At 60.9% G+C, this 13036-nt stretch carries 9 protein-coding genes; 4 read left to right on the top strand and 5 right to left on the bottom strand.

Features of this window, described 5'->3' with window-relative positions; translation table 11 throughout:
• Positions 1 to 70 precede the first annotated feature (70 nt).
• From ACP7E0_RS02565 to ACP7E0_RS02555, 3 genes are all read right to left on the bottom strand, one after another.
• Positions 71 to 1480, bottom strand: a complete 1410-nt coding sequence (locus ACP7E0_RS02565) for an FAD-binding oxidoreductase (RefSeq protein ID WP_426122758.1) — start codon at positions 1478 to 1480, stop codon at positions 71 to 73.
• A gap of 226 nt (positions 1481 to 1706) precedes the next feature.
• Complete coding sequence (locus ACP7E0_RS02560) at positions 1707 to 4847, bottom strand: efflux RND transporter permease subunit (RefSeq protein WP_426122757.1); 3141 nt, start codon at positions 4845 to 4847, stop codon at positions 1707 to 1709.
• Positions 4844 to 6064, bottom strand: a complete 1221-nt coding sequence (locus ACP7E0_RS02555) for an efflux RND transporter periplasmic adaptor subunit (protein ID WP_426122755.1) — start codon at positions 6062 to 6064, stop codon at positions 4844 to 4846. Before ACP7E0_RS02555 ends, ACP7E0_RS02560 begins: the two co-directional genes overlap by 4 nt.
• Before the next feature lie 210 nt (positions 6065 to 6274).
• Between ACP7E0_RS02555 and ACP7E0_RS02550 the strand changes: the two genes are divergently transcribed.
• A complete protein-coding gene (locus ACP7E0_RS02550; protein WP_426122754.1) occupies positions 6275 to 6685 on the top strand; it encodes a carboxymuconolactone decarboxylase family protein in 411 nt (136 codons plus the stop codon).
• Positions 6686 to 6788: 103 nt separating this feature from the next.
• Positions 6789 to 9260 (top strand): ATP-dependent helicase, encoded by a 2472-nt coding sequence (locus ACP7E0_RS02545; RefSeq protein ID WP_426122753.1) that lies wholly within the window; start codon positions 6789 to 6791, stop codon positions 9258 to 9260.
• Positions 9261 to 9448: 188 nt separating this feature from the next.
• On the opposite strand, the gene ACP7E0_RS02540 is transcribed toward ACP7E0_RS02545, so the two are convergent.
• On the bottom strand, positions 9449 to 9844 hold the full coding sequence (locus ACP7E0_RS02540) for an Ohr family peroxiredoxin (protein WP_426122751.1): 396 nt from the start codon (positions 9842 to 9844) through the stop codon (positions 9449 to 9451).
• A 527-nt stretch (positions 9845 to 10371) separates the two neighbouring features.
• Between ACP7E0_RS02540 and ACP7E0_RS02535 the strand changes: the two genes are divergently transcribed.
• Together ACP7E0_RS02535 and ACP7E0_RS02530 are read left to right on the top strand one after the other, a co-directional pair.
• Positions 10372 to 10713: an ArsR/SmtB family transcription factor gene (locus tag ACP7E0_RS02535; protein ID WP_426122750.1), complete on the top strand. Its 342-nt coding sequence runs from the start codon at positions 10372 to 10374 to the stop codon at positions 10711 to 10713.
• The gene (locus tag ACP7E0_RS02530) at positions 10700 to 11128 is read left to right on the top strand and encodes an SRPBCC family protein (RefSeq protein WP_426122749.1); all 429 of its coding nucleotides are present in this window, start codon (positions 10700 to 10702) and stop codon (positions 11126 to 11128) included. Before ACP7E0_RS02535 ends, ACP7E0_RS02530 begins: the two co-directional genes overlap by 14 nt.
• A gap of 82 nt (positions 11129 to 11210) precedes the next feature.
• Here ACP7E0_RS02530 and ACP7E0_RS02525 read toward each other — a convergent pair whose 3' ends face one another.
• On the bottom strand, positions 11211 to 13013 hold the full coding sequence (locus ACP7E0_RS02525; protein WP_426122748.1) for a diguanylate cyclase: 1803 nt from the start codon (positions 13011 to 13013) through the stop codon (positions 11211 to 11213).
• Positions 13014 to 13036: the final 23 nt, after the last annotated feature.

The following is a 13036-nucleotide window of genomic DNA, read 5'->3' as shown; positions in this document are numbered from 1 at the left end:
TATCCCATTCGACCGCCGAAGATAGCGCCCTTATGGGCGTCTACCACTCCTTACCATCCACCCATCATTTTCACATGGCAAAAATCTTGCCGGGATTGAAGATATTACCGGGATCGAGCGCCCGCTTGACCTGCCGCATCAGATCCAGCGCATCGCCGAGTTCATCCTGAAGAAACGGCATCTTGCCCTGGCCGATGCCGTGCTCGCCGGTGCAGGTACCATCCATATCCAGCGCCCGCCTGTTGAGCCGCGCCACAAAGGCCTCCGCCTTGCCAATATCGGCGTCGTCCTTGTCATCGAACAGTAAGCCGACATGGAAATTGCCGTCCCCCGCATGCCCGACGATCGGCGCGATCAGGCCGTGTGCGGCGATATCCTCATGCGTCGCCTCGACACAATCGGCAAGCCGCGAAATCGGCACGCAGACATCGGTGGATAGAATGGCGAGGCCCGGCGCCAGGCTCTTCTGAGCCCAATAGGCGTTGTGCCGCGCCTTCCACAGCGCATTGCGTTCCTCGGTATTGGCGGTCCACTCGAATTCGGAACTACCGAACTCCGCCGCGATCTCGGCAAACTGCTTCGATTGCAGCGCGACGCTCTCGGCATTTCCATGGAACTCGACGAACAATGTCGGTGCTTCCGCAAAGGTCAGACCAGAATAGGCGTTGCTCGCCTTCATCTGCACAGCGTCGAGCAGTTCGATGCGCGCCACCGGAATGCCCGACTGGATGGTCAGAATCACCGTATTGCAGGCATCGCCGACCGATGGAAACGAGCAGACACCGCCGGCGATCAGTTCCGGAATGCCCTGCAGTTTCAGCGTGACCGAGGTCAGGATGCCGAGCGTGCCTTCCGCCCCGACGAACAGACGGGTGAGATCATAACCGGCCGATGACTTCTTGGCACGGTGCGCGGTGCGGATTTCCTTGGCGCTGGCCGTCACTGCGGTTACCGCCAGCACGTTGTCCTTCATCGTGCCATAGCGCACTGCGTTGGTGCCCGAAGCCCGGGTAGAGGCCATGCCGCCGATCGAGGCGTTGGCGCCGGGATCGATCGGAAAGAACAGGCCGGTATCGCGCAGATAGACGTTCAGCGCTTCCCGGGTGATCCCCGGCTGGACGGTACAATCGAAATCGCTGGCATTGACCTCCAGCACCTTGTCCATACGGCTCATATCGACGCTGATGCCGCCATGCGGCGCGTTGATATGACCTTCCAGCGATGAGCCGGTACCAAAGGCAATCAGCGGAACTTGGTGCTCGCTGGCAATCGCGACGATCGCCTCGACCTCGGCTGAACTCTCCGGAAAAACGACGCCATCGGGCAGCTGAGCCGGAATATAGGTGGTCGTATGCGCGTGCTGGGCGCGAATGGCCGGGCCGGTCTGGAATCGATCGCCGAACCGCTCCCGCATCAGCTTCAACGCTGCTTCAATACCGGTTTCGTTGCGGATGCCCGCCTTGATCGCCTTCAGTGCCATGCCTCTCCCCCGAACCTCCGCTCAGCATCGCGGAAATTCTTAGATTTCAACGCTCTACTGTGCAAATCGGAATCACTTTGTCCAGAAACCTCATCCGGTAGGTGACGGGTTTAGCAAAGAATTGCGACAAAGTGAGACAGTCTGGACACAGGGGAGAAATAGCTTCTGCACCGGTATGGGGGAGGACAGAGAAAATGGCGGCGACGCTTGGTCCGCCGCCGACCCTCTATTCGGCGGCTTCCGCCAGTTGCAGCGTTTCGGCATGCTGCATTTCGCGCTGCAACCGCCGCTCCTCGTCGACATGCGGCTTGGTGAATCGGGCAATGACGAGATAGGCGACGGGCGTCAGGTAGAGCGTCACGACGGTGGCAAGACCAAGGCCGCCAACCAGCACCCAGCCGAGTGCAACGCGGGCTTCGGCACCAGCGCCACTTGCCAACACCAGCGGTACAGCACCGACGATGGTGGCGATCATCGTCATCATCACCGGACGCAGCCGGATGTTCGCCGCGTTCTCGATTGCCGAGCGCAGGTCCTCGCCACGGTCGCGCAGCTGATTGGCGAACTCGACGATCAGGATGCCGTTCTTCGCCATGATACCGACCAACAGCACAAGCCCGATCTGGCTGTAGATGTTGAGCGTATTGCCGGTGAGCAGCATGGCAAACACGGCGCAGGCAAGGCCCAGCGGCACGGTCGACATGATGATCAGGCCGCTGATCAGGCTTTCGAACTGCGCGGCCAGCACCAGGAAGATGATAACCAGCGCAAACCCGAAGGTGACGAACATGCCATTGGCATTCTCGTCCAGGGTCGCGGCTTCTGCCAGCGGCACGACGCGCGAGCCCGGCGGCAAGAGCGGTTCGGCCATCTGTTCGACCATGGTCAATGCATCACCGAGGGCGATACCGGAGGTCAGACCCGCCGACAGCGACACGGAACGAAGCTGCTGCTCGCGCGACAATTGCGGTGCAACGGCCTTTTCCTCGACCGTGGCAATGGTCGACATAGGCACGATCTTGCCGTCGCCGGTCTTCAGGAATATATTCTGCAGGTCGGTCGGATCGTTGACGGGATTGGTCGTCGACAACAGTTTGACCGGATAGGATTCCCCCTCGACATAGACGTCGAGCACGCTGTTGCCATCAAGCATGGCCTGCAGCGCTGCCGACAGGCCGACAATATCGATACCCAAATCGGATGCCCGTTCGCGGTCGATCGTCACCGACAACTGCGCCTGATTGGCCTCATAGTTCAGGCGGACGTTTTCAAAGCGGCCGCTGTCTTCCATCTGCCGCACCAGCTTGGACGCGGCATCGCCGAGTTTGGCATAATCGTTTCCGACCAGCGCCACCTGCAGGCCGTTGCCCGCACCGCGGATGCCGAGGCTGTTCGGCTGGATCGGGAAAGCACGGATCGACGGAATATTCGCCGTTATCTTGGTGATATCGGCCGAAATCTGCTGCTGCGTGCGGTCGCGGTCGCTCCAGGGCGCCAGCGTCAGCACCATGAAGCCGGTATTGACCGACCCACCCTGACCGGACACGGAGAAGACATTGGCAATCTCGCCATTGTCGACCAACGGCTTCAGGCCATCCTCGACGCGGCGCATCTGGGCCTGGGTATATTCCAGCGACACGCCCTGTGGCGCCTGGATCCGCACCATGATGCGCGAGCGATCCTCCGTCGGTGTCAACTCGGACTTCAAAAGCGTGAAGGCACCGCCACCGGCAGCCGTCACCATGATAGCGACCATGAAGACGATCAGCGGTGAATTGAGGCAGGCCCGCAGCGTGCGCTTGTAAAACGCGGCCGCGAAGGCGCCGATCCGGCCCATAAAGCCGGTATGGCCATGGTTCTCGGCATGGGGTTTCAGCATGCGCGACGCCAGCATCGGGCAGAGCGTCAGCGACACGAAGGCGGACAAGAGAATGGCGAAGGCCAGCACGAAACCAAACTCGCGGAACAGCCCACCCGTCTGCCCCGGCAGGAACGACAGCGGCACGAAAACGGCCGCAAGCGTCGCCGTGGTGGCGATAACGGCAAAGAAAACCTCAAGCGTACCGAGCACGGCGGCAGCACGCGGCCCCATGCCCTCGCCTCGCCGTCGCACGATGTTTTCCAGGACCACGATCGCGTCGTCCACCACCAGCCCCGTCGCCAGAACAATGGCGAGAAGCGTAAGGATATTGATCGAGAACCCGGCCATGTAGATCGCAGCACAGGTGCCGATCAGGGCGATCGGCATGGTCAGCGTTGGGATAAGCGTTGCCCGCCAGTCGAGCAGGAACATGTAGATGACCAACGTGACGATGATGACCGAAGCGGCCAGAGCGATCTCAACCTCGTGGATCGCGCCTTCGATGAACACGGCGTCATCGCTGGTGACCTTCAGCTGCGTTCCCTTCGGTAGGATTTCGGCGATGGTGGTCACGGCCTTCTTCACGCCCACGGAAATATCGAGCGTATTGGATTGCGCCTGCCGGATGATGCCAAGGCCAATGCCCTGGCGGCCGTCCGAGCGCAGCGACGACGTGCCGATATCCGGGCCGAGCGTCACCGTAGCGATATCGCCGAGGCGGACATTGTTGCCGAGAATGAGGTTTTCGAACTGTTCCGGCGTCTGCAGGTCGGCGGTGGCGCGCACCGAAATATCCTGGTCGGCGCTGGTCAGCGACCCCGCCGGCACGTCCATCGATGCGCTGGCAAGGCCTGCGCGCAGATTGGCGACCGTCAGGCCGCGGCTGGCCAGCTTCGACTGGTTGATGTCGATGCGGAAAATCTTTTCCTGGTCGCCGTTGATCTGCACGTCGGCGACGCCCTCGACGGCGGCCAACCGGTCGGTGACCTCGTTTTCAGCCAGCAGCGTCAGGTCTTCCATCGACAGGGTATCAGACGTCAGCGCCAGCCGCATGATCGGCTGACTGTCGGCATCGGCTTTCACGATACGCGGCTCGTCGGCGTCGTCAGGCAACTGATTGGAGACACGGCCCAGCGCATCGCGGATATCGTTGGAGGCCTGGCCGATATCGGTGGTGTCGGAAAACTGCAGCGTAACGCGGCTCTGCGCGTATTGCGAGGTCGAGGATATATCCTTGATACCCTGCACGCGCGAAACGGCACCCTCGATCACCGAGGTCAGTTCGCGGTCGACCGTTTCCGGCGAAGCGCCGTCGAACTGTGTGTTGACCGAAACCACCGGCTGGTCCACCTGCGGCAGTTCGCGGATCTCGATACCGTTCAGAGCAGCAAGACCCGCAACGATGATCAGCGTATTGACGACAAGCGCAAAGATCGGCCGACGGATGAAAAGCGCTGTGAAGCCAGCTGTGCTGCCAGCACCCTTGTGCCCGGATCCGCCGCTCATTTCGCCGCCTCCGCCTCGGAAACCTTCTGTTCCTGGTCGCTCTGCAGCGGTTTCTGTTTTTGTTGCCGCTGCTCTCCGGCGATGCGGACGGCCCCGCCATCACGCAGCCGCTGCACGCCTTCGATCACCACAGCATCGCCCTTGGCCAGCGTTGCATCGACCAGCACCTTGTCGGAATTACGCTGGATGATCTTGACCGGAACCCGCTGCGACTTCTGATCTTCGACACGCCAGACGAAAGACCCGTCGGCACTCCACTGGATCGCCAGCGGGTTGACCGTCGGATAGGTGTCACCGGCAAACCGCACCGAAACGGAAAACGACATGCCGGCCCGCAGCGTATCATCCGGATTGTCGATCCGCGCGCGGACCCGAAGCGTCCGGCTGGCCTGGTCCACACGGTTGTCGATGGCGTCGATGACGCCGGAAAGCTCCGAGGTCGGCAGCGCGATGGCAGTGGCCGAAATATCCTGGCCGACCGAGACCTTGGTCGAAAACCGCTCCGGCACCCAGAAATCGACGAGGATTTGCGAGCGGTCGTCGACCACGGCGATGGACGTCGAGGTGGTGACGTAGTCGCCCGGATGGGCCGTGATGATGCCGACGATGCCACCGGACGGAGCCGCGATATCGCGGCGCTTCAGGTCCAGTTCCGCCGTCTGCAGCGCCAGTTCGGCGGCCTGCATGGCAAATTCGGCTTCGCGCAGGATGGCGACCGAGACGGCATTGCCGAGCTTGCGGTTGCGATCGACCTTTTCACGGGCGCTGTCGAGAGCGACCTTGGCCTGGGCGGCGGCAATCTTCTGCTCGTCGCTGTCAAGCCTGGCAATAACTTGTCCCTTTTCGATGCGGTCGCCGGATTTTACCAGAATTTCCGTCAAATTGCCGGTCGCAAGCGGCGTGACGCTGACCGACAGGATGGCCTCGCCGGTGCCGATGGCATTCAGCCGGTCGTTGACAACAGCGGTATCGGCCGGCTGCGTGACGACAAGCGGCGCACCGCTGCCTTGGCCGCGTCCACCTTGGTTCTGGCCGCCCTGCCCTTGTGCTTCACCTTGTTTGGCGGCATCCACCGGTTTCGCAACATAGGCCAACAGCTTCTCCGGCACACCGGCTTTGGCCAGCATCGCACCCGCCCCCGGCACGAAGCGAACCCAGATGCCAAGGCCGACGGCAAGAATGACCAGACAGATCAAAAGCTGCTTCCAAAGCCGCATGCAAAACTCCAAATTGATTAGGCGTGTTTCGGCCACTATGGCGCGCGAAACCCGTTATTGCGGCAACTATCTCTTTTTGCTGCACTGCAGGCAATGCTAGAATGCCATCATTACGCAATTGTAACAAAAGCCCTTTTCGGTCCCTCGGGCCCTTCACGGCGCTCGACAAGACGCCTCACGGTTCTAGCCTGGGCCGATCGGAGGACCCCCATGAGCACCATCGCAAAACACCCGGACCCGGAATCCAATCCGCGCGTCAAAGCCGTCTTTGACGACATCCGCGCGACCCGTAAATCCGACTTCATCAACAATATGTGGCACTATCTCGCCTTCGATGCCGATCTGCTCGAAAAGACCTGGGCGGAAGTGAGAGCCGTGATGGCAACGCCGTCGGCGCTCGATCCGCTCGTCAAGGAAATGCTCTATATCGCCGTTTCCGTCACCAATGGCTGCGGCTACTGCGCCCATTCCCATACGGCAGCCGCCAAAGCCAAGGGCATGTCGGGTGAACAACACGCCGATCTGCTGCGCGTCATCGCGCTTGCCGCCAAGACCAACCAGCTGGCGACAACCCTGCAGCTTCCCATCGATCCCGTCTTCAATGCCGATCATCAGCCCTGATCGCGGCCAAAAAGCGGTTGTCTCCACAAGCAAGCTGGACATTCTGGAATAAAAGCAGAACGGAATTCTGGCCTTTCGGCTCCGAATCACTACATTGAGCCGCATGAGCAATGGTTTTGACGATATTCCCTTCTTCGATGAGGAACCGGCGCCGCGCCCGCAGCGTGGCGTGAGCCCGCAGCCGGCCCCGCCTGCGCCCACAGGCGGCATCGCCGCGCGCGCCATGGCAGCCCGCGACCAGCACCGTGTTCCCGACTATCTCTCCGGCCTCAACCCGGAACAGCGCGAAGCTGTGGAAGCGCTGGATGGCCCGGTTCTGGTGCTTGCCGGCGCCGGCACCGGCAAGACCCGCGTGCTCACCACCCGCATCGCCCATATCCTTGCGTCGGGCCGCGCCTTCCCTTCACAAATCCTCGCCGTCACCTTCACCAACAAGGCAGCCCGCGAGATGAAAGAGCGCGTCGGCGTTCTCGTCGGTGGCGCCGTCGAAGGCATGCCGTGGATGGGCACGTTCCATTCGATCGGCGTCAAACTTTTGCGCCGCCATGCCGAACTGGTCGGGCTGAAATCCTCCTTCACCATTCTCGACACCGACGACGTCGTGCGTCTCGTCAAGCAGTTGATCCAAGCCGACGGTATCGACGACAAGCGCTGGCCGGCCAAACAGTTTGCCCAGATGATCGACGGCTGGAAGAACAAGGGTCTTGGCCCCGCCGACATCCCCGAGGGCGACGCCCGCTCGTTCGCCAACGGAAAAGGCCGCGAGCTCTACGCCGCCTACCAAGCCCGGCTGATGACGCTGAATGCCTGCGATTTCGGCGATCTGCTCTTGCACCCGATCCGCATGTTCCGCGCTCATCCCGATGTCTTGCGCGAGTATCACGACAAGTTCCGCTATATCCTTGTCGACGAATATCAGGACACCAACACCGCCCAGTATATGTGGCTGCGCCTGCTTGCCCAGCGGCCGAAGGGCGTTCCTCAGAACGTCTGCTGCGTTGGGGACGACGACCAGTCGATCTATGGCTGGCGCGGAGCCGAGGTCGACAACATCCTGCGGTTCGAGAAGGATTTCCCCGGCGCCAAGGTGGTCAAGCTTGAGCGCAACTACCGCTCCACCGCGCACATTTTGGGTGCCGCCGGCCACCTCATCGCCCATAATGAAGGCCGTCTCGGCAAGACGCTGTTCACAGACCGCACCGACCCCAATGACGACAAGGTGCAGGTCCACGCCGCCTGGGATTCGGAAGAGGAAGCCCGCGCCGTCGGCGAGGAGATCGAACAGCTGCAACGCACGCAGCACCCGCTCAACAATATGGCGATCTTGGTGCGCGCCTCCTTCCAGATGCGCGAGTTCGAAGACCGCTTTGTCACCCTCGGCCTGAACTACCGCGTTATCGGCGGCCCGCGCTTCTACGAGCGCCTCGAAATCCGCGATGCGCTCGCCTATTTCCGCCTCGTCTGCCAGCCAGCCGACGACCTCGCTTTCGAACGCATCGTCAATACGCCCAAGCGCGGCCTCGGCGACACTACGGTGCGTGCCCTGCACGACTATGCCCGCAAGCGCGATATCCCGATGCTTGCAGCCTCAGCCGATATCATCGAAACCGACGAGATGAAGCCAAAACCGCGCAAGTCGCTGTTCGATGTCGTCTCGATGTTCCAGCGTTGGCAGGGCCTGCTTGAAAATACACCGCATACCGAGCTTGCCGAGACCATCCTTGAGGAGTCCGGCTATACGGATATGTGGAAGAACGACAAATCGGCCGAAGCCCCCGGGCGGCTGGAAAACCTGAAGGAACTGATCCGCTCGATGGAACAGTTCGAAAGTATGCGCGGCTTTCTCGAACACATCGCGCTGGTGATGGATGTCGAGCAGAATGCCGAGCTCGACGCCGTCTCGATCATGACCCTGCATTCGGCCAAGGGCCTTGAATTCGAGACCGTCTTCCTGCCCGGCTGGGAAGAAGGCCTGTTTCCGCACCAGCGTGCGCTCGATGAAGGCGGCCGCTCGGGGCTGGAGGAAGAACGCCGCCTTGCCTATGTCGGCCTGACGCGCGCCAAGCGCCGCTGCCACATCTGGTTCGTCTCCAACCGCCGCATCCACGGCCTGTGGCAATCGACCCTGCCGTCGCGCTTCCTCGACGAACTGCCGACCACCCACGTCGAAGTCTCGGAGGCCGAACAGTCCTATGGCGGCTATAATCGCGGCGGCTACGGCCAGTCTCGCTTCGACAAGCAGGAACCGTTCGCCAACACCTATTCCACCCCCGGCTGGAAACGCGCCCAGGCCAACAAGACCGACGCCACCCGCGACAATTGGGGCAACCGCTCCGGCGTCTCGATCGAGCGCATCGGTTATGGCGAAAGCGGCCCAAAGGCCCGCACCATCGACGGCGAACTGATCGCCAAGTCAAAGATCGACGAGCCCTCGAAATTTGTCGTCGGCGACCGGGTGTTCCACATCAAGTTCGGCAACGGCAATATTGCCGTGATCGAAGGCAACAAGCTGACGATCGACTTTGACCGGGCGGGACAGAAGCGGGTGCTGGACGGGTTTGTGGAGAAGGTGTGAAGTCAGAATAAACCTGAACGGCGAATTAGCGCCATTTACTAGGCTGGGCGAATGTTCTGCTTGCTACCCCTAGGTGTCATCCAGATCAGCGTTAACCAGCACATTCGCTCCTTGCCCGGCGTGCGCAGGTTTCCATCCGAGGAGAGCTGGGTCTGCACAATCACGCAGGCAGACCCAAGAGATGCGGTTCAGAGGAGGTTGGTCGCAACTTCGATATTGCCGTGCGTCGCCTTGGAGTACGGGCAAATGCTGTGTGCGGCAACGAGCAGTTCGCGGGCGACCGCAGGGTCGACGCCCGGTACGCTGACGTTGAGGCGTGCCCGCAGGAAATAGGCGCCTTCGTCTGAGTTCAGATCGATCTCGGCATCGACCGCTGTACCCGGCGGAAGCTTGATGTTTCTCTGGGAGGCGGCGACCTCGATCGCACCCATGTAGCAGGCCGACCAGGCGGCACCGAAGAGATTTTCGGCGGCCGGATGCGGCTGCTTCATCTTGATGTCCAGCAGGCCGTCGCTGCTGCGTGCCCCTCCATCGCGACCGCTGGTATTAGGAGTCTTGCCAGTGAAAAGAACTTTCTCAGTCATAACGAAGTCCTTCCTGTTATTGTTGCCGCATGCCGATGAACGGGTTCCGCTGCACCCCGGCATATGGTGCAGCGCTGCTCGAGACTGCTGCACTCGCAAATTCTGCCGGGCCGAGATCACGGGGCATTCCAACGGTTACTTAGGTGCATCATCGCGATGGTCCCTTCTCAGATTGCCGTCGTTAACTCAGCCGACACCACTTTGGCGCGGCCAATCTCGAAGCGCGGTCCTGAGCGACGCTGTGATCAACGCCGGTTCCGAGGCCGCGAAGTATCCGTCTCTGTCGAGCTTGTTGTAATGGATGCGTTTAGGATAGGCCCGCTCGGCCCATTACGTTACCCGCCTTCGCAACAGCTAGGCCCTTCGTCTCCACGGTCGAAAAATACGCCCGAGAAATTTAAGCGTCAACTAATATTTGGCTTCAATCCTGGGGTCTGACTGGCGCCGTTAGACGACCGGTCAGAAATATTCACCCATCTGGTTGACTATCGACCGCACAAGATATACTCAACCACAAGGGTGAATGAATGGACGATGATGCTCTTTCACGGCTTCTGAAGGCCGCTGGCGATACCACGCGGCGGCATATTCTGACGTTGCTCGTGCAGGAGGGACCGTTGAGGGTGACCGCGCTCGCTGCCCATTTCGACATGTCGCTGAATTCCGTTTCCAAACATATCAAGGTTCTGGAGGAAGCAGGGCTTGTCACGCGCCGCACACTCGGCCGCGAACATTTCATCGCGGCGGAGCTCGACCCGCTCACGCTTACCGAGAACTGGTTCTCGCAATTGAAATCCATCTGGGACCTGCGCCTTTCGGCGCTTGAAAAACTACTCGTTTCAAAGGATCAGGACGATGAAAGAGCTTGAACTGACAGTGAGCCGCAAGATCGCCGCCTCGCGCGAAAGAGTGTTCAACGCCTGGCTTTCGCCGCAGATGCTGGCAAAATTCATGATGACGCCTTTGCCGGGCTCCAAGCCGGCCAAAGTCAGCAATGATCCGATTAAGGGCGGACGCTTCTCGATCGTCATGGTCACGCCCGAGAAGGAAATCCCGCATGGCGGTACCTATCTGGAGATCGATCCCTTTGCCCATCTATCCTTCACCTGGGAATCTCCCTACTCGCTTGATGACAGCGTGGTGACCATAGACCTTGCGGAACTTGGCCCGGAGAGCACGGAGATCATCGTGCGGCATGTGAAATTCAAAAGCGAGGAAGCACGCCAAGGGCACGAACAGGGCTGGACAGCGATCCTCGGCAATCTGGCGGCACAATTCGGCTGAAGCCAAACGCCGGGGCCAACGGGTGATGCCGGACGCCCCGGCTTCGGATCGGGGTGTTGGGAGAGGAGCCTACTATCCGGGTTCAGACCAGATCCCGGGCCTCGCTCAGGATCAGTTTCGACGCTGACACGGTCATGTTTCGTCCACCCGCCTTTGCGTTCAGCAGTGCCGCATCGGCCCGCGTCAGCAATGTCGGCACGGTTCCACCAGCGGGCGCTGACGCCACGCCGATCGAAACAGCCACCGAGCCCAGGATCCGGCCGCGATGCGACAGCGGCGCGGTGCCGATCCTGGTCCTCAGCTGTTCGGCAAAGTCGAACCCTGCCGCCTCGGTCATGCCCGGCAGAAGTACCGTAAACTCCTCGCCGCCGAAGCGGTAGGCGCTGCCGGCCTCGCCCACCGTGTCGATGACGATCTGCGCCACATATTGCATGACCACATCACCCGCGTCATGGCCGAACTCGTCGTTGAAACGCTTGAAATGGTCGATGTCGACCATCAGGCAGACCAGTGGATTGGCCACTTCTTCGCGGGCATGCCGGTTGAGGGTTTCATCCAGCCAGCGCCGGTTGAACAATCCGGTCAGCGCGTCGCGCACAGCAAGTTGGGTCAGCTTTTCGCGCAACTGCAGATTGGCAACGGCCAGACCAATATTTTCGGCGATCAGTTCCAGATAAAGCCGCGACGTCTCGACCTGCGCCACAGCATCGGACCGTTCCTCGAAATAGAGCAGCCCGATCGTATCGCCCTGCGCCGTCAGCGGCACGCAGAGCCCGGCGAGATTGCTCTCATCGAGATGCTGGCAGGCAATGTCACTATGGCCGCGATTGCTCAGATGCGGCCGCCCACGGCGCAGTCCCCAGCAGGCGCTGGACGCAAAGGAAGCTGCCGATTGATGCGGATCAAGCCAGCTTCCGGCCGTCGTCAGCAATGTCCTGCTTTCATTGAAAATGTAGAGATGTCCGGCAAGATTGGGGAATATCTGCGGCGCGAACCGTGCGACGACATCCGCCAGTTCACCCTGCGTTTGACAGGCCTGCAGCCGGTGCATCATCTGCAGGATCAGATCCTTGGTCTGCTGATCGAGCCGCCGTTCCGCATCCAGGCGGTCGCGCTCAAGGCCGTTGGTGCGGAAAATGTGGATGGCGTCATTCATCTCGCCGATTTCGTCACGCCGGTGGTCCAACGGAACTTCCACCGCATAATCCTGCTTTGCCAGCCGCGCGACGATACCCGTCATGCGCATCAGCGGCATGGCGATGCGGCGCCTGAGCACGAAGTAGAGAACGCCGAGAAATAGCACTGCCGTCAGTCCCAGCATGGTCTTGGCGACAATGCCGAACCAATCGCTCCTCAACCGGGCATCGTTCAGTGCGGCACCGGTCCGGGCGCTGGTCAGATCGCGAAATCGCGCCACACTTTCCAGCAGATCCGTCTGCAGACGTTCATGTTCAGCGCCAAAGAGTGCCTCCTGTGCAGCCGCCCGGTCGCCGTTGCGATAGGCGTCGATTGCGGCAACCTCGATCTTGTCCAGCGCCTCGGCATTCTGCTCGATCTCTTGAAGTTCTGCCAGTTCCGCAGATGAAGCGCCCTGTGCCCTGACATTCTTGATAGCCACCTCCCGGCGGCGCTCCTCACCCTCCTTGACATGGAACGCTTCCAGATGGCGTTCATCACCGCGCATCACGTATAGACGGGCTTCGTCGCTTCGCTCTTCGGCCCCGAGCGCCAATTCTTCCGCAAGCGTATCCAACGCCAGATGCTCTTCGACCGCCAGCCGCTCCTCATTGGCGCTGTTGGCCGACAGGATGAACGCACCGCCGGAAAGCACGGTCAGGACGAATGTCACGCCATAGGCCCAATTCGTGATCGCATTGATTCGCATGAAAGCCGCCCCCAAAGAGTGCA

Origin of the sequence: Pararhizobium sp. PWRC1-1, from assembly GCF_049897905.1 — a bacterium.
GTDB lineage: Bacteria > Pseudomonadota > Alphaproteobacteria > Rhizobiales > Rhizobiaceae > Pararhizobium.
This window is presented reverse-complemented; position numbering and strand designations above follow the sequence as displayed.

What these genes read in the sequence shown, in the direction of transcription:
- ACP7E0_RS02565 (WP_426122758.1), bottom strand. Translation starts at nt 1,480, where the DNA reads ATGGCACTGAAGGCGATCAAGGCGGGCATCCGCAACGAAACCGGTATT.
- ACP7E0_RS02560 (WP_426122757.1), bottom strand. Translation starts at nt 4,847, where the DNA reads ATGAGCGGCGGATCCGGGCACAAGGGTGCTGGCAGCACAGCTGGCTTC.
- ACP7E0_RS02555 (WP_426122755.1), bottom strand. Translation starts at nt 6,064, where the DNA reads ATGCGGCTTTGGAAGCAGCTTTTGATCTGTCTGGTCATTCTTGCCGTC.
- ACP7E0_RS02550 (WP_426122754.1), top strand. Translation starts at nt 6,275, where the DNA reads ATGAGCACCATCGCAAAACACCCGGACCCGGAATCCAATCCGCGCGTC.
- ACP7E0_RS02545 (WP_426122753.1), top strand. Translation starts at nt 6,789, where the DNA reads ATGAGCAATGGTTTTGACGATATTCCCTTCTTCGATGAGGAACCGGCG.
- ACP7E0_RS02540 (WP_426122751.1), bottom strand. Translation starts at nt 9,844, where the DNA reads ATGACTGAGAAAGTTCTTTTCACTGGCAAGACTCCTAATACCAGCGGT.
- ACP7E0_RS02535 (WP_426122750.1), top strand. Translation starts at nt 10,372, where the DNA reads ATGGACGATGATGCTCTTTCACGGCTTCTGAAGGCCGCTGGCGATACC.
- ACP7E0_RS02530 (WP_426122749.1), top strand. Translation starts at nt 10,700, where the DNA reads ATGAAAGAGCTTGAACTGACAGTGAGCCGCAAGATCGCCGCCTCGCGC.
- ACP7E0_RS02525 (WP_426122748.1), bottom strand. Translation starts at nt 13,013, where the DNA reads ATGCGAATCAATGCGATCACGAATTGGGCCTATGGCGTGACATTCGTC.